We start from the raw sequence: 20,608 nt of genomic DNA, 5'->3' as shown, positions 1-20,608 counted from the left end.
GTCGCCCATGTGTCGGCCTGGTGAACGCAACTTCGCAACAGTGCTAGTTGGTCTTGTGAAGAGGTTTGCGAAGGGGGATTGCGTGTCGGTGCGGTTCAGGCTGGCGGGTACCTTAGGTCAATGTTCTCGAAAGTTCTGGTTGCCAACCGTGGCGAGATCGCCATCCGAGCCTTCCGCGCGGCGTACGAACTCGGCATCGGGACGGTCGCCGTGTTCCCCTACGAGGACCGCAATTCGGTTCATCGGTTGAAGGCGGCGGAGTCGTACCAGATCGGGGAGCCCGGCCATCCGGTGCGGGCTTACCTGTCGATCGAGGCGATCATCGAGGCGGCCAAGTCGGCGGGGGCGGACGCGATCTATCCGGGGTACGGGTTCTTATCGGAGAACCCGGATCTGGCGGCGGCGTGCGCGCGCGAGGGCATCACCTTCATCGGCCCTTCGGCCGAGGTGCTCGAGCTGGCGGGTAACAAGGCGCGCGCCATCGCGGCGGCCAAGGCGGCCGGGCTGCCGGTGCTGCGTTCCAGCGCCCCGTCGTCGGACATCGACGAACTGCTCGCCGCGGCGCGGGAGTTGACGTACCCGATCTTCGTCAAGGCGGTCGCGGGCGGCGGCGGGCGCGGTATGCGCCGGGTCGCGGCGCCCGAGCAACTGCGCGAGTCGATCGAGGCGGCTTCGCGGGAGGCGGAGTCGGCCTTCGGTGACCCGACGGTGTTCCTGGAGCAGGCGGTGGTGAACCCACGCCACATCGAGGTGCAGATCCTGGCCGACCAGCACGGCAATGTGATGCACCTGTTCGAGCGGGACTGCTCGGTGCAGCGGCGGCATCAGAAGGTGATCGAGCTGGCGCCCGCGCCGAATCTGGATCCCGCGCTGCGCGAACGTATCTGCGCCGACGCGGTCGCGTTCGCCCGGCAGATCGGTTACTCGTGCGCGGGCACCGTGGAATTCCTGCTGGACGAGCGCGGCAACCACGTGTTCATCGAGATGAACCCGCGCATCCAGGTGGAGCACACGGTGACCGAGGAGATCACCGACGTCGACCTGGTGCAGTCGCAGCTGCGCATCGCCGCGGGCGAGACCCTCGAGCAGTTGGGCCTGAGCCAGGACGCGGTGACCATCCGGGGCGCGGCGTTGCAGTGCCGGATCACCACCGAGGACCCGGCCAACGGGTTCCGTCCCGACACCGGCCGGATCACCGCCTACCGCACGCCGGGCGGCGCGGGCATCCGCCTGGACGGCGGCGCGAACCTGGGCGCGGAGATCGGCGCCTATTTCGACTCCATGCTGGTCAAGCTCACCTGTCGGGGCCGCGACTTCGGTGCGGCGGTGGCGCGGGCGAGCCGGGCGCTGGCGGAATTCCGGATTCGCGGCGTGTCCACCAACATTCCGTTCCTGCTCGCGGTGCTGGACGATCCCGACTTCAAGGCAGGCCGGGTGACCACCTCGTTCATCGACGAGCGCCCGCAGCTGCTGACCCTGCGCCGGTCCGCCGACCGAGGCACCAAGATCCTGGACTACCTGGCCGACGTCACCGTGAACAAGCCGCACGGCGAGCGGCCGACCACGGTGTACCCGCACGACAAGCTGCCCGCGATCGATCTGAGCGTGCCGCCGCCGGACGGCTCCCGGCAGCGGCTGCTGCGGCTGGGACCGGAAGGTTTCGCGCGGGCATTGCGGGAGCAGAAGGCGGTCGGGGTCACCGACACCACCTTCCGCGACGCGCACCAGTCGCTGCTGGCCACCCGCGTGCGCACCAACGGCCTGCTCGGGGTGGCGGGGCATGTCGCGCGCTTGACGCCGGAGTTGCTGTCGATCGAGGCGTGGGGCGGCGCGACCTACGACGTGGGCTTGCGGTTCCTGTACGAGGACCCGTGGGAGCGCTTGGCGGCGCTGCGCGAAGCTGTCCCGAACATCTGTCTGCAGATGCTGCTGCGTGGCCGTAACACCGTCGGTTACACCCCGTACCCGGAGGCGGTGACCCGCGCGTTCGTCTCCGAGGCGACGGCCACGGGTATCGACATCTTCCGGATCTTCGACGCGCTCAACAACGTCGACCAGATGCGTCCGGCCATCGACGCGGTCCGCGAGACCGGCACCGCGATCGCGGAGGTCGCGATGAGCTACACCGGGGATCTGTCGAATCCGGACGAGTCGCTCTACACCCTGGACTACTACCTGAAGCTGGCCGAGCAGATCGTCGACGCGGGCGCGCACGTGCTGGCGATCAAGGACATGGCCGGACTGTTGCGCGCCCCGGCCGCGACCACGCTGGTCACCGCGCTGCGCAGCAATTTCGATCTGCCGGTGCACGTGCACACGCACGACACCCCCGGCGGGCAGCTGGCCACCTACCTGGCCGCGTGGCAGGCGGGCGCGGACGCGGTCGACGGCGCGAGCGCCGCGATGGCCGGTACCACCAGCCAGCCCGCGCTCTCGGCGATCGTCGCCGCCGCGGCGCACAGCGAGTACGACACCGGGTTGAACCTGCAGAACGTGTGCGATCTGGAACCGTACTGGGAAGCGCTGCGCAAGGTGTACGCGCCGTTCGAGTCCGGGTTGCCCGCGCCCACCGGCCGCGTCTACACCCACGAGATCCCCGGCGGTCAGTTGTCGAACCTGCGCCAGCAGGCGATCGCGCTCGGGTTGGGCGACCGGTTCGAAGAGGTCGAGGCGAAATACGCCGCCGCAGATCGGCTGCTGGGCCGCCTGGTCAAGGTCACGCCGTCCTCGAAGGTCGTCGGTGACCTGGCGCTGGCGCTGGTCGGCACCGGCGTCGAGGTGGAGGACTTCGCCGCCGACCCGGGCCGCTACGACATCCCGGACTCGGTGATCGGGTTCCTGCGCGGCGAACTCGGCACCCCGGCCGGTGGCTGGCCCGAACCGTTCCGCAGCAAAGCCCTGGCCGGGCGTGGTGCGGCCAAGCCCGAGACACCGTTGACGCCCGCGGACGAGAAGGGGCTGGCCGGCAGCTCCGAGGAGCGCAGGGCGACGCTGAACCGGCTGCTGTTCCCCGGCCCGACCGCCGAATTCCTCGCCCACCGCGAGAAGTACGGCGACACCTCCGGACTGTCGGCCAATCAGTTCTTCTACGGCCTGCGCCGCGGCGAAGAGCACCGGGTGCAGCTGGAGAAGGGCGTCACCCTGCTCATCGGCCTGGAGGCCATCTCCGAACCCGACGAGCGCGGCATGCGCACGGTGATGTGCATCCTCAACGGCCAGCTGCGGCCGGTCTCGGTCCGCGACCGGTCGATCGCCAGCGAGATACCGGCCGCCGAGAAAGCCGACAAGGCCAACCCCGGCCACATCGCCGCGCCGTTCGCCGGTGTCGTCACCCTGGCGGTGTCGGAAGGTGATTCGGTCGCGGCCGGCGACACCATCGGCACCATCGAGGCCATGAAGATGGAAGCCGCGATCACCGCGCCCCGCGCGGGCATCGTCGGTCGCGTCGCCATCGGCGCCGTGCAGCAGGTGGAGGGCGGCGACCTGCTCATCGAACTGGCGGTGCGGGAGTCGTCCGCGGGATGACGCGGATCGTCGCCGGAACGGCGGGCGGGCGGCGCCTTCGGGTGCCGCCGTCGGGCACCCGGCCGACCTCCGACCGGGTGCGGGAAGCACTGTTCAGCGCGTTGGACGCCCGCTTGGACTTCACGGGCGCCCGCGTCCTCGACCTGTACGCGGGTTCCGGAGCACTCGGGCTCGAGGCGCTCTCGCGAGGCGCCGGACACGCGCTGCTCGTCGAGTCCGACCGCAAGGCGGCCGCGGTGGTGCGCGGCAATATCGCCGACCTCGGGCTGCCCGGCGCCGAATTGCGGGTCGCGACGGTGGCCTCCGTGCTGCGACTGGGCGGGGCGGGGCTTTTCGACGTGGTCTTCTCCGACCCGCCCTACGCGGTGGACAACGCCGCGGTGCTCGCCGACCTGTGCGCGCTCGCCGAGCACGAGTGGCTGCGTCCCGGGGCGGTTCTCGTGCTGGAGCGTTCGGCGCGTTCGCCCGAAATAGTCTGGCCCGCAGGCTTCGTCCCGGCGAAGTCGCGCCGGTACGGCGAAACGCGCATCGATCTCGCGGAGTTCGAGCCGGACCGATAGGCGCGGGTCGGCCACTGGTGCCGGGCCGCCCGCGCCCTGCTAGCGTCGGCTCATGGCAGGAGCACTGTGCCCCGGATCGTTCGACCCCGTGACCTACGGCCACCTCGACGTCTTCACCCGGGCGGCAGCCCAGTTCGACGAGGTCGTCATCACCGTCATGATCAATCCGAAGAAGCAGGGCATGTTCACCGTCGAGGAGCGCATGGAGATGCTGCGCGAGTCGACCGCCCACCTGGGCAACGTCCGGGTGGCGTCGTGGCAGGGCCTACTGGTGGACTTCGCACGGGAGCAGGGCGTCACCGCGATCGTGAAGGGCCTGCGCGACGCGGGCGACTTCGGCTACGAACTGCAGATGGCCCAGATGAACAAGAAGCTCTCCGGCGTGGACACCTTCTTCATCGCCACCAACCCGTCGTTGAGCTTCCTGTCCAGCTCCCTGGTCAAGGAGGTCGCCGCGTACGGCGGCGAGGTCAGCGACATGCTGCCCCCCTCGGTGCACAAGCGCCTGCTCGACCGCCTGGCCGAGCGCAAGAGCTAGAAGTTCCGGCCGAGCGCAAGAGCTAGAAGACGAGGCCGCGCAGGGCCAGGAAGCGCATGCCGCCGACCGCGGCGGTGATCGCGAGGATCGCGGCGGCCTGGGCGCCGTCCCCGAGCCCGGGCGCCCACACGCCCAGCGCGGCCAGGGCCGCGGTGGTGATGCCGAGCCCGACCAGCGCGAGCCCGCCGCCTTCCCACTGTGCGGTGAACCAGCCGACCCGCCCCGCGGCGTGGAAGGTGAGCTGGCGGTGCAGCTCGTTGGCGATCATGGTGCTGACGAGGGAGCCGACCACGTTGGCGACCAGCGGCCCGACGCCGTGCATGGCGAAGAACAGCAGGACGTAGGCGATATTGCTGGATCCGCCGACCAGCGCGAAACGAATCAGCTGTGCGAAGGCGCGGTCGCCGCGCAGATACCGGGCGAGCTGTCCGAACCGCGCCGTGACCGATGCCTTCGGCAGTACCGGATACGGGCTCACCCACGGCACGAAGAAGCTGGTGGCGCTCACTCCCGCCGGTCGCGGTAGTTCCAGAACAGTCATCGTCTTTCCGATCGAACAGAAGATCTCGGTCGACCCTCCAGACGAATGTAACACGAAGCGGAGAGGAGCTCTCCACTTGATTTTGTGGCGTGCAAGACACCCGCACGACACACCGGAAAGTGACTCGGCGCGAGCGGTGACGAGGGGCACACTGGGCGTCGGCGGAGAGTTTCGCCGTGAGTCAGCAGGAGGGTAGTGAGCATGTATCGCGTATTCGAAGCGCTCGACGAACTGGTCGCCATCGTCGAAGAGGCCCGCGGCATCCCGCCGACCCGCAGCTGCATCGTGCCGCGCGGCGACGTACTCGAACTACTCGACGACGTGCGCGACGCGCTGCCCGGCGAACTCGACGACGCGCAGGACGTGCTCGACCATCGCGACAAGATCGTCTCCGACGCCAGGAGTGCGGCCGAGACCACCGTGACCGGGGCGAACGAGCTGGCCGAGCGCACCATCGGCTCGGCGCGCGAGGAAGCCGACCGCATCCTGGCCGACGCCAAGGCGCACGCCGACCGGATGGTCGCCGAGGCGAGCGCGCACGCCGATCACCTGGTCGCCTCCGCGCAGGAGGAGGCCGATCGCGTGGTGGCCGACGGCAACGCCGAGTACGAGGCGCTGACCGGACGGGCGCGGGTGGAGTCGGAGCGGATGATCGAGGCGGGTAAGGCGGCCTACGACCGCTCCGTCGCGGAAGGTCTCGCCGAGCAGGAGCGGCTGGTCACCCAGACCGAGGTGGTGCGCGCCGCGCATGCCGAATCGGCCAGGGTGATCGATGCCGCGCACGCCGAGTCCGACCGGCTGCGCGAGGAATGCGACCACTACGTCGACTCCCGGCTGGCCGATTTCGAGGAGACGCTGACCAGCACGCTGCGCACGGTCGGGCGGGGGCGGCATCAGCTGCGCAGCGGAGCGGGCGCACCCGACTACGCCTCCGAATTCCGCAGGTAGCGGCACCGGGCGGGGTCGGCCGCGTTTGGGCGCGCACCGCGTGATCACGTATTGTTGAGTGGTTGCCCGTATACCCCCGATCGTGAGTGAGTTCGTGATGTCCGCCGGTTCCGGTTCCACGTCGCGTCCCCAGTCGGCCAAGCGCCGGTCGCCGGACGCGGGTTTCGTGCTGGACGTCCGCAGCCTCGGCCGCAGACCGGGGACCATGCGCGAGTTGCGCCGCACCGTCACCACCGAGGAGCGGATCGGCCTGGATCTGATCGCCGTCCCCGTGGGCGCGCAGGTGGAGCTCGACCTGCAATTGCAGGCGGTGTCGGAAGGTGTGCTGGTCACCGGCACGGTGTCCGCGCCGATCGAGGGGGAGTGCTCGCGCTGCCTGGAGTCGTTCACCGACGAGCTCGCGCTGCGGGTGACCGAGCTGTTCGCCTACCCGGACAGCGCGACCGAGCAGACCACCGAGGACGACGAGGTCTACCGCATGGTCGACGACCTCATCGATCTGGAACCCGTGGTGATCGACGCCGTCGGCCTCGAGCTCCCGCTACAGCCGCTGTGCACGCCGGATTGCCCGGGACTGTGCCCGGAATGCGGCATCCGGATGGCGATTGCGGGATCCGGCCACCGGCATGAGATACTTGACCCCCGCTGGGCCGGACTGGCTAAATTCGCCTCCGGATCGCCCGGCACCGGCAGCCCCGACGAGGGTGCGGCCGACCCGGACCACTGAGCAAGACCGATCAGCCGAACCGGCAAAGCAATTAGGACAGAGGAGAAGTAGTCGTGGCCGTTCCCAAGCGCCGGATGTCCCGTTCCAACACCAGGTCGCGGCGCAGCCAGTGGAAGGCCGTCGCGCCGGCCCTGATCACCTGCCCGAACCGCGCCTGCGGCGAGAAGACCCTGCCGCACATCGCCTGCCCGTCCTGCGGCACCTACAAGGGCCGCCAGGTCACCGCCGCGGTCTGAGCCTCACGACCTGTAGCGACGTGACCGACGAACCCGACTCGTCCGGTGCACACGCCAGCCTGCTCGCAGCCTTGGGCGTCGACGTGCAGCCGGATCTGCTGCGTCTCGCGCTGACCCATCGGTCCTACGCGTACGAGAACGGCGGTCTGCCGACGAACGAGCGTCTCGAGTTCCTCGGCGACTCCGTGCTCGGGCTGAGCATCACCGAGCGGCTGTATCATGAGCATCCCTCCAAGAGCGAGGGCGAGCTGGCCAAGCTGCGCGCGAGCGTGGTGAACATGCGCGCCCTCGCGGAGGTAGCCCGTGGGCTCGGCGATGGCGGCCTCGGTGCGCACCTGCTGCTCGGCAAAGGTGAGGAACTCACCGGCGGCCGCGACAAGGAGAGCATCCTCGCCGACGGCATGGAGTCGCTGCTCGGCGCCGTGCATCTCCAGTACGGCATCGAGGTGGCGCGCTCGGTGGTGTTGCGGCTGTTCGCCGACCTGCTCGAGCGTGGCCCGCGGATGGGCGCCGGCCTGGACTGGAAGACCAGTCTGCAGGAACTCACCGCCGAGCGTGGTCTCGGCGTGCCCAGTTACGAGATCACCTCGACCGGGCCGGACCACGACAAGGAATTCACCGCCACCACGGTGATCGGCGGCCGGGCCTACGGGCAGGGCGTCGGCCGGTCCAAGAAGGAAGCCGAGCAGAAGGCCGCGGGGGCCGCCTACGAGGCGCTGACCGCCGAAACCTGACGTGCCCGAACTTCCCGAGGTCGAGGTCGTGCGCCGCGGGCTCGCCGAGCACGTGGTGGGCCGGGTCGTCGAATCGGTGGCGATCACCCACCCTCGCTCGGTGCGCCGCCACCTCGAAGGCGCCGCCGATCTCGCCGCGCGGCTGACCGGGCTCACGGTCGAGTCGGCCCAGCGACGTGGCAAATTCCTCTGGCTCACCTTCGACGACGAGGAAGCCGCCTTGGTCGTGCACCTGGGCATGAGCGGTCAGATGCTGGTCCAGCACGCCGACGCGCCGGTGGAGAAGCACGCGCACATCCGCGCGACTTTCGGCGACGGCACCCAGTTGCGCTTCATCGATCAGCGCACATTCGGCGGCTGGGCGCTCGCGCCGCTGGTCGAGGTGGACGGCACCCTGGTGCCGGAGCCGGTCGCGCACATCGCCCGCGACCCGCTGGACCCGCGTTTCGACGTCGAATCCGTGGTCGCGGTCATCCGGGGCAAACAGAGCGAGATCAAGCGGGTCCTGCTCGACCAAGGCGTCGTCTCCGGGATCGGCAACATCTACGCCGACGAGGCCCTGTGGCGCGCGCGGATCCACGGTGGCCGGCTCGCCTCCGGACTGTCCAAGCCCGCCCTGCGCGGGCTGCTCGCGGAGGTGGGCGCCGTGATGGGCGAGGCGCTCGCCGCGGGTGGCACGTCGTTCGACGCGCTCTATGTGAACGTCAACGGCCAGTCGGGCTACTTCGAACGGTCCCTCGCCGTATACGGTCGGGAGCACGAGCCGTGTCGCCGGTGTGGTGCGCCGATCATCCGGGAGCGGTTCATGAACCGCTCGTCCTACTCCTGCCCGCGCTGCCAGCCGAAGCCTCGGCGTCGCTAGCGCGGGCGAGCTACCGTTTCCTCAGGGCGGTTCGGAATGTCACCCGACCGTGAGGAAGGAAGCATGCGCAAGCTCACCTATTACGTCGCGTCGACCATCGATGGATTCATCGCCACCGAGGACGGCTCGGTCGATTTCTTCCCCGTCGGCGGCGATCATGGTCCGTCGATCAATGCGCAGTACCCCGAGACGCTGCCCGCCAAGGTGCGCGAGGCGCTCGGTGTGGAGGAGCGCAATCGCTACTTCGACACGGTGCTGATGGGACGCAAGACGCACGACTTCGGCGTCCGTACCGGCACCTCCAGTCCGTACGCGCATCTGCGGCAGTTCGTGGTCTCGACCACGCTGCCGGAGAGTCCCGATCCGGCCGTGGAGCTGATCGCGGAGAACCCGATCGAGAAGGTGCGCGAGCTCAAGCGGGAGAGCGGACTGGGCATCTGGCTGTGCGGCGGCGGTGAGCTGGCGCAGGTGCTGCTGCCGGAAATCGACCAGATCTTCCTCAAGCTCTACCCGATCGTGCTCGGCCGTGGCCGCGCGCTGTTCGGCTCCGGGTCGCGGCTGCCGGAACCCGCCAAGTTCCGGGTGATCACCAGCACGGTGTTCGAAGACGGCGTGGCCTTCGTGAAGTACAGCCGGGTGCGCTGAGGCGGTGCCCGACCAGGAGCCGGCCGGGATGCCGGACCGCGCCACGGAGCTCGGTCCGGAGGCGGCGCTGCGCGAGATCGGCTTCTGGCTGGAGCGCTCCCGGGCCGAAACCCACCGGGTCAAGGCGTACCGGCGCGCCGCCGACGTCGTCGCGGGTCTGCCCGCCGACGAGCGCGAGGCGCGCCGGGCGGCCGGCACCTGGACCGAACTCGCGGGTATCGGGCCCAAGACCGCGGCGATCATCGAGCAGGCCTACGCGGGGGCGGTACCGCGGTATCTGACCGAGTTGCGCGCGGCCGCGCGGCCCATCGGGGCGCCGGGCAAGCCGTTGCGCGCACAGCTCCGCGGCGATCTGCACACCCACTCGAACTGGTCCGACGGCGGCAGCCCGATCGAGGAGATGATGCGGGTCGCGGCCGCGCTGGGGCACGAATACTGCGCCCTCACCGACCATTCGCCGCGCCTGACCGTGGCCAACGGACTGTCGGCCGACCGGCTGCGCGAGCAACTGGACGTGGTGGCCGAACTCAACGACCGGTTGGCGCCGTTTCGCATCCTCACCGGCATCGAGGTGGACATTCTCGACGACGGCTCCCTCGATCAGCAGGCGGATCTGCTCGCCCGGCTGGATATCGTCGTGGCCAGCGTGCATTCGCGTCTGCGCGACGACAGTGCCACCATGACCGAGCGCATGGTGCGGGCGGTCGCCGACCCGAATGTCGACGTGCTCGGCCATTGCACCGGCCGCCTGGTCGCGGGCGGACGCGGCACCAGGCCGGAGTCGACGTTCGACGCCGAGGTGGTGTTCGAGGCGTGCCGCGTCTACGGCACCGCCGTGGAGATCAACAGCAGACCCGAAAGACTGGATCCCCCTTCCCGTTTGCTGCGCCTGGCCGCCGAAATGGGTTGCCACTTCTCGATCGACACCGATGCGCACGCACCGGGGCAGCTCGACTGGCAGGGGTACGGGTGCGAGCGCGCCCTCGCCAACGGTGTCCCGGCAGAACGCGTGATCAACACCTGGCCGCTGCCGGATCTGCTGGCCTGGACTCGCGCGGGAGCATGACCGACGGGTTAACTGTCGCGGAACAGTTCGACTTCTCCTGTGCCGGTGGGTGATCGCCGCCGAGAATGGGGCCACACGTATTGCTGGGGGTGGGATCAACTGGTGGGTGAATTGCCGCTGGATACCGTTCTGGAACTCATAGGTACCGCCGTGGCGGTAGTAGCCCTGCTCGTGGCGGTCGCCGCCTTCCTGCGGGAGTTCGTCTTCTCCGGCCGCAAACGGCTCGGCTACCGCGTGCAGATGGATACGCCGGTCACCGGCGAGATCGAGTCTCGTTTTCCCGGCGTGCTCACGCAGTTGCGGCCCTCGGCCGATGGAGCGAGCCCCGACCTGCAGGACGTCTCGGTGGTCCTGGTGCGCATCGAGAACGCGGGCATCGCCCGCATCGACGCCGAGGACTACACCGCGCCCACCGCGCAAGTCGGTCTGCACCTGCACTTCCCGAGGCGCCGGGTGATCGGCATGGCGGTGAACGAGCTGAGCGATCCTTCGTCGCTGGCCGACCATCTGGGCCGCAACTCCGGCATCGATGTCCGCGAGGAGAACACCGGCGGGCAGACCGGCGTGATAGATCTGCCGAAGGTGCCGCTCGGCAAGAGCGATCACTACAAGATCCTCGCCATCCTGGAACGCTCCGACGGCGCGGGAACCGCCCCGGACCCGGTGCTGCGCGGCGGCATCAAGGGCGGACGGATCATCGAGACCCGGGCGGGCACTCCCCGCAGGCTGGTCGTGTTCACGGTGGTGCAGGTGCTGGTGATCGTGTTCCTGCTCGTGGTGATCTGGCGCCAGCCGACGCCGCCGCCGCTGGAATGCGAGTCGGGCAGGCTGACCGTGATCGGGTCCTCAGCGTTCGAATCGGTGATCCGAGAGGCTGCTGGGCAGTATCAGAAGCGTTGTCCCGGAGCTCATTTCAGCTTCGGATTCGAGGGGACCGAACGCGGACTCGACCGGTTGGCCGAGGAAGGCGCGAAGAACCCCGGACTGCTCGCCATCACCGACGGCGAGAAGGGCAGCGGCTACCCGGGTTTGGTGTACCGTCCGCTCGCGTTGTCGCTGTTCACCATGATCACGCATCCCGACGTCCGCATCCGTGGTCTCACCGTGGCCCAGATCCAGGATCTGTACCGTGGCGAGATCGGCAACTGGCGCGAGGTGGGCGGTCCCGACCTGCCGGTGGTGCTGGTCAACCGCACACCGGGATCGGGTTCGCGAAACACCCTCGAGCGCAGGCTGCTCGACGGCACACAGCCGGATCGCCCGCACGTGAGCTGCACGGCGCTGAAGGGTACGAACATCACCGCGTCCGCGCACTGCGAGGTGCAGGTGACCGCCGACATGCGGAAGGCCGTGGCCGAGATCCCCGGCGCGATCGGCTATGCGGAGCTCTCCGAGGCGATGGAGGCGGGCTTGCCGACCATCGCGATCGACGGCGTGGGTGCGGGCCGTGACGCCGCCGTGCGGCGCACCTATCCCTTCTGGGGAGTCGAGTACGCCTACAGCAACGGCGAATTGCCCGGTGACTCGCTCGCCGCGAGTTTCCTGCACTACCTGACCGACCAGACCGGGAAAGAGGTGCTGCGCGCGCACGGCAACGCGCCGTGCGCCGACCTGCCCGACCCGGGCCGCTGCCTGCCCGATCAGTGAATCGGCGGGACCGTCGGCACAGCGGGTCCGCGTCGCGGGAGCCCGGGATGTCGGTGGGCTCGGCGAGGATGGACGCATGACGGAACTGTCGCTGCGCGAACTGAATCGGACGCTGCTGGTCCGCCAGAAGCTGGTGGAACGAGTGGAGCTTCCCCCGCTCGACATCGTCCGGCATCTGGTCGCGGTGCAGGGCCAGGAACCGAATTGGCCCTATGTGGGGCTGTGGTCGCGTTCGGCCGGGTTTCGGCACGACGACTTGGCGGCGCTGCTGCGCGAGCGCAGGCTGGTGCGCTCCACCATGATCCGCCGGACCGTGCACCTGGCCGATGCCGCCGACTTCCGCTGGTTGCGCCCGACGGTGCAGCCGACGGTCGCCGCCGCGCTGAAAGCGCCGTATTACCGCGACGAGATCGACGGCGTCGATCTGGACGAGCTCGCGCGGGCCGGACGCGAACTGCTGGCCGGACAGCAGCTGCGCCGCCGCGAACTCGGTGAACTGCTCGCCCCGCGTTTCCCCGAGCGGCACACGCGCAGGCTCGCCGAAACCGTCGAGGTGCTGGTCCCCTTGGCGCACGGCTCGGAGTCCGGCGCGTGGGGTCGATGGCGCAATCGGTACGTCACGGTCGGATTGGCCGAGGAATGGACGGGCGTGCCCATGGCCGAGGCGCCCCAGCCGGAGACGCTGGTGCTGCGCTACCTCGCCGCGTTCGGTCCGGCCACGGTGGCCGACATGCAGGCGTGGGCGGGCATCACCCGGCTGGCCGAGGTCGTCGACGGCCTGCGCACCCGGCTGCGGGTGTTCACCGACGACCAGCGTCGCGTGTTGTTCGACCTGCCGGACGCGCCGCTGGCCGAGCCGGATCTGCCCGTGCCGGTGCGTTTTCTGCCCGCCTTCGACAACGCCCTGCTCGGCCACAAGGACCGCCGCAGGATCATCAGCGAGGAAGACCGCAAGCGCACCGCCGCGGAAGCGTCCGGGGGCGTACCCGTGTACCTGGTCGACGGCTTCGCGCACGGCCGCTGGTCGCTGGACGGAGCCACGCTGCGCATCATGCCGTGGCACCCGCTGTCGGCATCCGACGAGGCGGCGGTGCGCGCCGAGGCGGCGGATCTGCTGTCGTTCATCGTGGCGGGCGGCAATGCCACGGCGGCGGAGCACGATCCCCGGGTCGTCATCGAGGGGTGACGCGCCGCGTCCGGCCAGGCGGGCAAGGCGGGGCCACCGGACTACCCATCGGTAGCTGAACGAACGCTGGGAGGTGCGATTTTTCCCGAACTGTTTGGTTTGAACGATCCCCCCTGAGGTACCTCCCACTCGGCCCCCCTGATCATGCCGAAAGCGTGACCAGGCCAACCAAGCCCCATGGACGGCGGTGTAGCTAGGTCTTCACCCCCGCCGCGGCGGCCACTTAGTTCAGTTCGGCGCCCGGTACTCCGAGTGCTGGGTGAATGCGAGTGCTACTTGGTTGTCCCTGGAAGGAGGGTCATGAGCGCGCTTTCCGTGCCGATTTCCGCGCAGGCATCGTCCGATCTGGAAATGCCGTCGTCCGACTACTTGTCGACAGATCGTTCCAGCGGCCCGTTTCGTATCGCTATGGTCGTGCCGCCGTACTTCGACGTCCCACCCAAGGCATACGGTGGTGTCGAGGCCGTGGTGGCCGATCTGGTCGACGCATTGGTGGCCCGTGGCCACGACGTCACCTTGTTGGGCGCGGGGGAGCCGGGGACGAAGGCCAAGTTCGTGCCGGTGTGGGACCGGGCGCTGCCCGAGCGTCTCGGAGAGCCGTTCCCCGAGGTCGTGCACGCGTTGCGGGTGCGCCGCGCCATCGAGAAGCTCGTGGCGACTTCGGGTGTCGACCTGGTGCACGACCACACCTTCGCGGGCCCGCTCAACGCGTCGGTCTTCCAGGGCATGGGCCTGCCGACCGTGCTGACCGTGCACGGGCCGGTCGAGGACGACATCTACCGCTATTACCAGGATCTGGGCGACGAGGTGGCGCTGGTTGCGATCAGCGACCGCCAGCGCGAGCTCGCACCGGGCCTCAATTGGACCGGGCGCGTGCACAACGCGCTGCACGTCGACGACTGGCCGTTCCGGGTCGAGAAGGACGACTACGCGCTGTTCCTCGGACGGTTCAACGAGTGCAAGGCCCCGCACTTGGCGCTGGAGGCCGCGCACGCCGCGGGCATCCCGCTGGTGCTCGCCGGTAAGTGCAGCGAACGTCCCGAACAGGCCTACTTCGAGGAGAAGGTGCGGCCGCTGTTGACCGACAACGACCACGTGTTCGGTCTCGCCGACGCGGCAGCCAAGCGTAAGCTGCTTGCCAATGCGCGTTGCCTGTTGTTCCCGATTCGCTGGGAGGAACCGTTCGGCATGGTGATGATCGAATCCATGGTCTGTGGCACGCCGGTCGTCGCGCTGCGCGGCGGGGCGGTGTCCGAGGTGATCGTCGACGGCGTGACCGGCCGCATCTGCTCGGATCCCGCCGAATTGCCCGAGGCCATCGAAGAGGTCAGGGCGATGGACCCGTACGCCTGCCGTTCCCACGTGCAGGCGAAGTTCGGCTCCGACACGCTCGGCTTCGGATACGAGCAGGTGTATCGCCGGCTGTTGCGCTCCAAGAATCGGTTCGGCGCCGCGCCGCTGGACACCGCGGCGCCGGTCGACGCCGCGCCGGGCGCCGCGCCGGTCAGGATTCCGGCGAGCGGATTGGCGTGACCGGTTCCGCACCGTTGAACCCCGCCCCCCTGAACTCCGGTGAGCCGACCGGGTTCGGGGGGTGCGGCTCTGTCACCCTGGTCGAAGGCGGAACGTTCTGCCTGTCCAATCGGCTCGGCGATGTCGAACCGGGCAAACCGCACGGCTTGTTCTTCCGGGACGCGCGCGTGCTGTCGCGCTGGGAGTTGCTGGTGAACGGCAAACCCGCCGAGCCGCTCTCGGTGCTGAGTCCGGAGGCGTTCGCCGCCAGGTTCGTGTTGCGCAGGCCGCCGCAGGCGGGCCTGGCCGACAGCACGCTGCTGGTGGTGCGCGAACGGATCGTCGCCGACGGCATGCACGAGTTGATCACGCTGGAGAACATGGGTCGCGAGCCCACGGCGGTGCTGCTGGAGCTGCACGTGGACGCCGACTTCGTCGACCTGTTCGCCGTGAAGGAGGGCCGTGCCGGACATGCCAGGGCCGACGTGACGGTCGCCGACGGTGAACTGGTGCTGCACGATCACGCCGACCGCAGCCGGGGGATCTCGATCTCGGCGACCGTGGAACCGGAGGTCATGCCGGGTGCCCTGGTATGGCGGGTGATCGTGCCGGTCGGCGAGTGCTGGCAGACCGAGATCATCGCCCAGCCGACCGTGGGCAATCAGCGATTCCAGGCGATCTCGCCCGGTGAGCACTACGGGATCAGCGCGCCGGGCCGCAAGATCGAGGCGTGGCGGGACACCGCCACCGACATCGCCGCGTCCGACCCGGCGCTCACCCGAGTGCTGCGCCGCACCGAAAGCGATTTGGGCGCGTTGCAGATGCACGACGAATCCGGCGACGCGCGCCCGTTCGTCGCCGCGGGTGCGCCGTGGTTCATGACCCTGTTCGGCCGCGACAGCCTGCTCACCGCGTGGATGGCGCTGCCGCTGGAGGTGGACCTGGCGCTGGGCACCTTGCAGCAGTTGGCGGAACTGCAAGGGCAGGACGTCAATCCGCTCACCGAGGAGGAACCCGGGCGCATCATGCACGAGATGCGCCGCGGCCCGGCGGGCGGGCAAGTGTTCGGCGGCAACATCTACTACGGCACCGCCGACGCCACACCGCTGTTCGTGATGCTGCTGGCGGAATGCCATCGCTGGGGCGCGGACGCCGAGGTGATACGGCAACTGCTGCCCGCCGCCGACGCCGCGCTGCACTGGATCACCGACTACGGCGACCGGGACGGCGACGGATTCGTCGAGTATCGCCGTGCGACCGACCGCGGGTTGATCAATCAGGGCTGGAAGGACAGCTTCGACGGAATCAACGACGCCACCGGCCATATCGCCGAGGCGCCGATCGCGCTGTGCGAGGTGCAGGGGTACGTGCACGCCGCGCTGCTGGCCAGGGCCGAACTGGCGGACGCTTTCGACGACCCGCGGATGGCCGGACGGCTGCGCGAACGGGCCGCGGAGCTGCGGGTCAAGTTCGCCGAGCAGTTCTGGCTGCCCGACCGCGGCTGGTACGCCGTGGCGCTGGACGGCGGCAAACGCCAGGTCGACGCGCTGACCAGCAATGTCGCCCACTGTCTCTGGTCGGGCATCGCCACCGACGAGCATGCCGCCGAGGTGGTGGCGCGCTTGGCGAGCCCGGAGATGGACTCCGGGTTCGGGTTGCGCACCTTGGCCTCGAACATGGGCGCCTACAACCCGATGAGCTATCACTGCGGCTCGGTCTGGCCGCACGACACGGCGATCGCGGTGGCGGGCCTGCTGCGCTACCGGCACGTGCCCGGTGCGGTCGAGCTGGCGACGCAGCTGGCCACCGGTCTGCTGGACGCCGCGGCCATGTTCGACGGGCGCCTGCCGGAATTGTTCTGCGGCTTTCCCCGGTCGCGCTTCGCCACTCCCGTGCCGTATCCGACGTCCTGCTCACCGCAGGCGTGGGCGAGCGCGGCGCCGCTGTTGCTGGTGCGCGCGTTCTTCGGCCTCGACCCCGACGCGCCGACCCGCACGCTCACCGTCCGGCCGCAGCTGCCGCCGCGGTGGGGCAGGGTCTCGCTGCGCGCTTTGCGGCTCGGCGCGACGACCGTCGACCTGGAGGCGGAGGGCACGCAGATCACCGCGGCGCGCCTGCCCGACGACTGGCGGCTGGTGACCCGGTGACGGACATCGGTTGCCGCGAGGCGCGAGCGGGTACGCCTCCGGCATAGGGATATTGGCAAGCCTTCTCGCACTGACACGCAGCACGGAAGGTGGAGCACGATGCAGACATCGCTGGATATGCAGGACCTGTGGCGGACGCAGTATCGCGACTGTGCCGCGGAGCCCTCGACGGATCTCGACCTGGATCGCGCCCTGTTCATTCGCAGCGTGCACGCCGGTCACGGCCCGGATTGCCGCCAATACCTGGCAGCGGCGGCCTATTGCCTCGACCACCAAAACGCGCACTGACGAACGGGTCTCACCGCGCAGCGGCGATCGGGCGGGGCACGAGCCCCCCGCCCGATCCGAGCCGCCGACCGGCGGGAGCCCTACAGGATCGCGAAGGCGACGACGAGCCCGAGCGCGAAATGCGCGGCCGCCACCACGAGCGCCTCGGCGGTGTAGGTCTCGGCGTGCAGCGCGTTGCCGATATCGATGCCGATCGCCCGTTCGATCACGCGCACCGAGACGACCTGGGCGATGATGCCGACCAGGCCGAACACCAGCGCGGCGATCAGGCCCTCGGAGAGCTTGCCGCCGCTGCCGACGGCCAGGATGGCGAGAACCACGATGAACGCCATGCTGATCATGCCCGCGGCGGTGACGATGATGGCGTTCGGTTTGCCCGCCACCACCAGCTTGCGCAGCTTGCCCGGCGTGGTCAGGTCGATGGCGTAGAAGCCGACGAGCATGAGCACCAAGCCGATGAGGGCGTAGAGGACGATCGCTCCCACACCCTCGCCCAGCGAACTCCAGTACCCCGACTCCAGGGCGACTGCGGTCATCTTGATCCTTCCGAAATGGGTTGGCGTGCGCCGAGATGGATGAGTGCTTGCCGGTGACGATGCTCAGTCGGTGAGGATGCGGTGCGGGACGAAGGCGGAGCCGTCGTCGGTGATCAGCCCGGCGGTCTCGCGGATGCCGAGCCCCGCCGCGGCGTCGCCGACGATCCACGCGCCGAGCACCGGGCGCATATCGTCGAATTCCGGCAGCGGGTCGAGCAACTGGTACACGTAGCCCTCCTCGCCGTAGACGCCGCCGGTCGCGGTCTCCAGGCCCGCGCCGACGATGGTCATGTTGGCGCCCTCGCGTCCCAGCTTCGGCTTGCGAATGTACTCGGTGAGCTCGTTGGGCTGGTCGAGGTAGGCGGGCAGGAGATTCGGGTGGCCCGGGTACATCTCCCACAGCACCGCCAGGATGGCCTTGTTGCTCAGCAGGGTCTTCCACAGCGGCTCGATCCACATGGTTTCCGGCAGGCTGTCCACGACGCGCTTGCCGAAATCGTCGTCGAGCACCCACTCCCACGGGTAGAGCTTGAAGACGGCTTCGATCGGAGCCTCCGCCAGATCGACGAACCGCTCCAGCTCCGAGTCGAATCCGACCTCCTCGATCGGCAGCGCGATGGTGTCGAATCCGGCCTCGGCCGCAGTCTCTTGCAGGTAGGCGGTGGTGACGTTGTCCTCGCCGGTGGCGTCCGCGCCGGACCAGGTGAAGTGCAGTTGCGGGCCGGGCAGCACGTCGCGCAACTCGCCCCACCGTTCGACGAGCTTTTCGTGCAACGAGTTCCACTGATCACCGCCGGGGTAGCGGTCGGTCAGCCAGTGCCACTGCACGATCGCCGCCTCCAGCAGCGAGGTCGGCGTGTCCGCGTTGTACTCCAGCAGTTTCGCCGGACGCCGCGCGTCGTAGCGCAGGTCGAAACGCCCGTACACGTGCGGATCGGAACGCCGCCAGGATTCGGCGATCGGGCCCCAGCTCCACTCGGGCAGGCCGAAATCGGCGAACCGTTCGGTGAGCACGATGTGCTCCACCGCGTTCAAGCACATCGAGTGCAGCAGTTCGACGTCGGCCTCGAGGGCGAGGATCTCCGGCATCTCGAACTCGTAGTGCACCGACTCGTCCCAGTACGGCCGTGGCTGACCGCTCGCGTCCCGCCCGGGGGAGCCGTAGACCAGTCCCTGGCTTTCGATGGTCTGCTGCCAACCCGGCCGGGGCGTATCCCGCACGCGCCGCATCTACGACCCTCCGCCGGTGCTCTTGCTGCCCAGGCCGCCACGCTGGACGGTGGTGCCGCTCTTGGTCTTGATCTCGGCGTTCTTCGGCTTGATCGTGGTGCCGCCGGTCGGCGGTCGGCCGACGGTGCCGGTGCCGCCGTAGTAGTAGCGGTACTGCGGTCCGCCGCCGAGGATGATCAGACCCGGATTGACGCCGGTGTCGCTGACGAAGCCGGGACGCCCGTCGCCGCAGTAGGCATCGTCGACCACGATCTCTTGACCGTTCTCGACCTTGACGCACTGAGCCGTCACCCGGTCCGGCGCGGTCAGGGCGCGATAGGCCAGATAGCCGCCGCCGACCAAGGCGGCGACGCCGACCACGGCGACACCGCCGATCATGACCCGCTTGCGCGTGCGCTTCTTGGCCTCATCGGCCCAGGCGGCAGCGCGCTGTGCTTCCTCGGCGCGTCTGCGGGCCTTTTCCCTGGCTCGTGCCTCGGCCACGGTGGGCGGGCGGGGCTGGGTCACGCCGGGTTGCTGGCGCTGGATACTGCCCGGGCGCGGCGCGGACGGCGGTTGCCCCGCGTCCGGCGTACTGCCGCTACCGGGCGGCACCGAGGTAGGCGTCGACCAGTCGATCTCGGACTGCTCGGCGGGGCCACTCTCCGCCGAAGAGGGGGTCGACCGGTCCGTTCCGGCGGAGACGGGCGTCGACCAGTCCTGGTCGTCGCCGGACCCGGGTGCGCCAGGGGCCGGCGCCTGCTCGCCCTCGGCCGGTGATCGCGGCCCGGACGGCCGCTCGGACTCGTCCCGGCGCTCGTCGTCACCCGGATTCCGCGTGCTCACCGCTGTGCCCCCCTCGTCGCCCGATCCACCACTACCGCTCCTCGAAACCGGTCAAATCACCCCGCGCGGGCTCCCAGCTTTCCACAACCAACCTCACCTGACCAGGTGTATCGCCGGAACGCAAGTGTGCGAGCAACCGCTCGCAGGCCGGTCGCGGCCCCTCGGCGACAACGTGCACCCGGCCGTCCCTGGCGTTGGTGGCGTGCCCGGCCAGCCCGAGTTCCAACGCTCGCGCCCGGGTCCACCAGCGAAAACCCACGCCCTGGACCAGGCCGTGCACCCAGGCGCTCAACCGAACGGTCTCCTCCATCAGGCCTCGATGTCGAACGACAGCGTCACCTTCGATCCCGCCTTCAGCGTCCGCCCCACCGTGCAGACCTTATCGATCGCGCGCTGCACGGTGACCAGCAACCGTTGCCTGGCCTCGTCGTCGAGTTCGCTCAGGTCGAGCTCGAACACCTCGTCCAGCTGCGGATAAACCTCGTTCTCCCGGTCGGCGTCGCCGGAGACGCGGATGGTCGCGTCGAAATTGTCACCCAGCTTGCGCGACAGGGCGAAGTCCGCGCTCAGGCCCGAACAGGCGGCCAGCGCGATCTTCAGCAACTCGCCGGGGGTGAACACACCGGCGACGCCCTGCGAACCGATCAGGACCTCGGCGCCGCGGGAGCTGCGGCCGGTGTAGGCCCTGGTTCCGGTGCGCTCCACCCACAGCGTGGTGGGTTCGGACGCGTTCGGCGCCACGGTGGCGCCGGCGGTGGTAACGGTCTGTTCAGCCATGGGTTCGATCCTGCCATTGTCGTCGCAATCTGCTCGCGCGGCTGGCAACACCGCGCCCGGCCGCGCCATTCCGCGTGG

Annotated in this window: 21 protein-coding genes; 15 read left to right on the top strand and 6 right to left on the bottom strand. The window is 69.4% G+C overall.

Annotated elements, in window-relative coordinates:
• Positions 1–120 precede the first annotated feature (120 nt).
• Genes HOV91_RS03365 through coaD form a run of 3 tightly spaced genes read left to right on the top strand, consistent with a single transcriptional unit; the run spans position 121 to position 4,623 of the window.
• Positions 121–3,525: a pyruvate carboxylase gene (locus tag HOV91_RS03365; protein ID WP_174183936.1), complete on the top strand. Its 3,405-nt coding sequence runs from the start codon at positions 121–123 to the stop codon at positions 3,523–3,525.
• Positions 3,522–4,085 (top strand): 16S rRNA (guanine(966)-N(2))-methyltransferase RsmD, encoded by a 564-nt coding sequence (rsmD, locus tag HOV91_RS03360; RefSeq protein WP_174183935.1) that lies wholly within the window; start codon positions 3,522–3,524, stop codon positions 4,083–4,085. Before HOV91_RS03365 ends, rsmD begins: the two co-directional genes overlap by 4 nt.
• Before the next feature lie 52 nt (positions 4,086–4,137).
• Complete coding sequence (gene coaD / locus HOV91_RS03355) at positions 4,138–4,623, top strand: pantetheine-phosphate adenylyltransferase (RefSeq protein WP_174183934.1); 486 nt, start codon at positions 4,138–4,140, stop codon at positions 4,621–4,623.
• Positions 4,624–4,645: 22 nt separating this feature from the next.
• On the opposite strand, the gene HOV91_RS03350 is transcribed toward coaD, so the two are convergent.
• Positions 4,646–5,164, bottom strand: coding sequence for a GtrA family protein (locus tag HOV91_RS03350; RefSeq protein ID WP_174183933.1), 519 nt, complete (start codon positions 5,162–5,164; stop codon positions 4,646–4,648).
• Positions 5,165–5,365: 201 nt separating this feature from the next.
• On the opposite strand from HOV91_RS03350, the gene HOV91_RS03345 reads away from it, so the two are divergent.
• From HOV91_RS03345 to HOV91_RS03290, 12 genes are all read left to right on the top strand, one after another.
• Entirely contained in the window at positions 5,366–6,112 is a 747-nt protein-coding gene (locus tag HOV91_RS03345; RefSeq protein ID WP_174183994.1) for a DivIVA domain-containing protein, read from the top strand.
• 97 nt (positions 6,113–6,209) lie between these two features.
• Entirely contained in the window at positions 6,210–6,839 is a 630-nt protein-coding gene (locus HOV91_RS03340) for a YceD family protein (RefSeq protein ID WP_174183993.1), read from the top strand.
• Between the two features lie 53 nt (positions 6,840–6,892).
• Complete coding sequence (gene rpmF / locus HOV91_RS03335; protein WP_043695426.1) at positions 6,893–7,075, top strand: 50S ribosomal protein L32; 183 nt, start codon at positions 6,893–6,895, stop codon at positions 7,073–7,075.
• A gap of 20 nt (positions 7,076–7,095) precedes the next feature.
• A complete protein-coding gene (gene rnc, locus HOV91_RS03330) occupies positions 7,096–7,809 on the top strand; it encodes a ribonuclease III (protein WP_174183932.1) in 714 nt (237 codons plus the stop codon).
• Position 7,810: 1 nt separating this feature from the next.
• Positions 7,811–8,671 (top strand): bifunctional DNA-formamidopyrimidine glycosylase/DNA-(apurinic or apyrimidinic site) lyase, encoded by an 861-nt coding sequence (mutM, locus tag HOV91_RS03325; RefSeq protein ID WP_174183931.1) that lies wholly within the window; start codon positions 7,811–7,813, stop codon positions 8,669–8,671.
• A 63-nt stretch (positions 8,672–8,734) separates the two neighbouring features.
• Positions 8,735–9,316 carry a dihydrofolate reductase family protein gene (locus HOV91_RS03320; protein ID WP_174183930.1) on the top strand — a complete coding sequence of 194 codons (582 nt, stop codon included), beginning with the start codon at positions 8,735–8,737 and terminating at the stop codon, positions 9,314–9,316.
• A gap of 28 nt (positions 9,317–9,344) precedes the next feature.
• Positions 9,345–10,382 (top strand): PHP domain-containing protein, encoded by a 1,038-nt coding sequence (locus HOV91_RS03315; protein ID WP_174183992.1) that lies wholly within the window; start codon positions 9,345–9,347, stop codon positions 10,380–10,382.
• Between the two features lie 102 nt (positions 10,383–10,484).
• Positions 10,485–12,029, top strand: a complete 1,545-nt coding sequence (locus HOV91_RS03310; RefSeq protein WP_174183929.1) for a PstS family phosphate ABC transporter substrate-binding protein — start codon at positions 10,485–10,487, stop codon at positions 12,027–12,029.
• A 76-nt stretch (positions 12,030–12,105) separates the two neighbouring features.
• Positions 12,106–13,215 (top strand): winged helix DNA-binding domain-containing protein, encoded by a 1,110-nt coding sequence (locus HOV91_RS03305; RefSeq protein WP_174183928.1) that lies wholly within the window; start codon positions 12,106–12,108, stop codon positions 13,213–13,215.
• A gap of 351 nt (positions 13,216–13,566) precedes the next feature.
• On the top strand, positions 13,567–14,748 hold the full coding sequence (locus HOV91_RS03300; protein WP_174183991.1) for a glycosyltransferase family 4 protein: 1,182 nt from the start codon (positions 13,567–13,569) through the stop codon (positions 14,746–14,748).
• Positions 14,745–16,874, top strand: coding sequence for an amylo-alpha-1,6-glucosidase (locus tag HOV91_RS03295; protein WP_438822623.1), 2,130 nt, complete (start codon positions 14,745–14,747; stop codon positions 16,872–16,874). Before HOV91_RS03300 ends, HOV91_RS03295 begins: the two co-directional genes overlap by 4 nt.
• Before the next feature lie 99 nt (positions 16,875–16,973).
• The gene (locus HOV91_RS03290) at positions 16,974–17,162 is read left to right on the top strand and encodes a hypothetical protein (RefSeq protein ID WP_174183874.1); all 189 of its coding nucleotides are present in this window, start codon (positions 16,974–16,976) and stop codon (positions 17,160–17,162) included.
• Positions 17,163–17,242: 80 nt separating this feature from the next.
• Here HOV91_RS03290 and HOV91_RS03285 read toward each other — a convergent pair whose 3' ends face one another.
• The 5 genes from HOV91_RS03285 to HOV91_RS03265 form a co-directional block, all read right to left on the bottom strand.
• Positions 17,243–17,698, bottom strand: coding sequence for a DUF350 domain-containing protein (locus HOV91_RS03285; protein ID WP_174183927.1), 456 nt, complete (start codon positions 17,696–17,698; stop codon positions 17,243–17,245).
• 63 nt (positions 17,699–17,761) lie between these two features.
• Positions 17,762–18,928: a glutathionylspermidine synthase family protein gene (locus HOV91_RS03280; RefSeq protein ID WP_174183926.1), complete on the bottom strand. Its 1,167-nt coding sequence runs from the start codon at positions 18,926–18,928 to the stop codon at positions 17,762–17,764.
• Positions 18,929–19,753, bottom strand: a complete 825-nt coding sequence (locus HOV91_RS39670) for a hypothetical protein (RefSeq protein ID WP_246349779.1) — start codon at positions 19,751–19,753, stop codon at positions 18,929–18,931.
• 31 nt (positions 19,754–19,784) lie between these two features.
• Positions 19,785–20,063 (bottom strand): acylphosphatase, encoded by a 279-nt coding sequence (locus tag HOV91_RS03270; RefSeq protein ID WP_174183925.1) that lies wholly within the window; start codon positions 20,061–20,063, stop codon positions 19,785–19,787.
• Entirely contained in the window at positions 20,063–20,530 is a 468-nt protein-coding gene (locus HOV91_RS03265) for an OsmC family protein (RefSeq protein WP_174183924.1), read from the bottom strand. Before HOV91_RS03265 ends, HOV91_RS03270 begins: the two co-directional genes overlap by 1 nt.
• Positions 20,531–20,608: the final 78 nt, after the last annotated feature.

It is taken from the genome of Nocardia barduliensis (assembly GCF_013315795.1).
GTDB lineage: Bacteria > Actinomycetota > Actinomycetes > Mycobacteriales > Mycobacteriaceae > Nocardia > Nocardia barduliensis.
The sequence above is the reverse complement of the archived record's forward strand: the minus strand, read 5'-3'. Positions and strand labels throughout refer to the sequence as shown.

What these genes read in the sequence shown, in the direction of transcription:
- HOV91_RS03365 (WP_174183936.1), top strand. Translation starts at nt 121, where the DNA reads ATGTTCTCGAAAGTTCTGGTTGCCAACCGTGGCGAGATCGCCATCCGA.
- rsmD (WP_174183935.1), top strand. Translation starts at nt 3,522, where the DNA reads ATGACGCGGATCGTCGCCGGAACGGCGGGCGGGCGGCGCCTTCGGGTG.
- coaD (WP_174183934.1), top strand. Translation starts at nt 4,138, where the DNA reads ATGGCAGGAGCACTGTGCCCCGGATCGTTCGACCCCGTGACCTACGGC.
- HOV91_RS03350 (WP_174183933.1), bottom strand. Translation starts at nt 5,164, where the DNA reads ATGACTGTTCTGGAACTACCGCGACCGGCGGGAGTGAGCGCCACCAGC.
- HOV91_RS03345 (WP_174183994.1), top strand. Translation starts at nt 5,366, where the DNA reads ATGTATCGCGTATTCGAAGCGCTCGACGAACTGGTCGCCATCGTCGAA.
- HOV91_RS03340 (WP_174183993.1), top strand. Translation starts at nt 6,210, where the DNA reads ATGTCCGCCGGTTCCGGTTCCACGTCGCGTCCCCAGTCGGCCAAGCGC.
- HOV91_RS03320 (WP_174183930.1), top strand. Translation starts at nt 8,735, where the DNA reads ATGCGCAAGCTCACCTATTACGTCGCGTCGACCATCGATGGATTCATC.
- HOV91_RS03315 (WP_174183992.1), top strand. Translation starts at nt 9,345, where the DNA reads ATGCCGGACCGCGCCACGGAGCTCGGTCCGGAGGCGGCGCTGCGCGAG.
- HOV91_RS03305 (WP_174183928.1), top strand. Translation starts at nt 12,106, where the DNA reads ATGACGGAACTGTCGCTGCGCGAACTGAATCGGACGCTGCTGGTCCGC.
- HOV91_RS03300 (WP_174183991.1), top strand. Translation starts at nt 13,567, where the DNA reads ATGCCGTCGTCCGACTACTTGTCGACAGATCGTTCCAGCGGCCCGTTT.
- HOV91_RS03290 (WP_174183874.1), top strand. Translation starts at nt 16,974, where the DNA reads ATGCAGACATCGCTGGATATGCAGGACCTGTGGCGGACGCAGTATCGC.
- HOV91_RS03285 (WP_174183927.1), bottom strand. Translation starts at nt 17,698, where the DNA reads ATGACCGCAGTCGCCCTGGAGTCGGGGTACTGGAGTTCGCTGGGCGAG.
- HOV91_RS03280 (WP_174183926.1), bottom strand. Translation starts at nt 18,928, where the DNA reads ATGCGGCGCGTGCGGGATACGCCCCGGCCGGGTTGGCAGCAGACCATC.
- HOV91_RS03270 (WP_174183925.1), bottom strand. Translation starts at nt 20,063, where the DNA reads ATGGAGGAGACCGTTCGGTTGAGCGCCTGGGTGCACGGCCTGGTCCAG.
- HOV91_RS03265 (WP_174183924.1), bottom strand. Translation starts at nt 20,530, where the DNA reads ATGGCTGAACAGACCGTTACCACCGCCGGCGCCACCGTGGCGCCGAAC.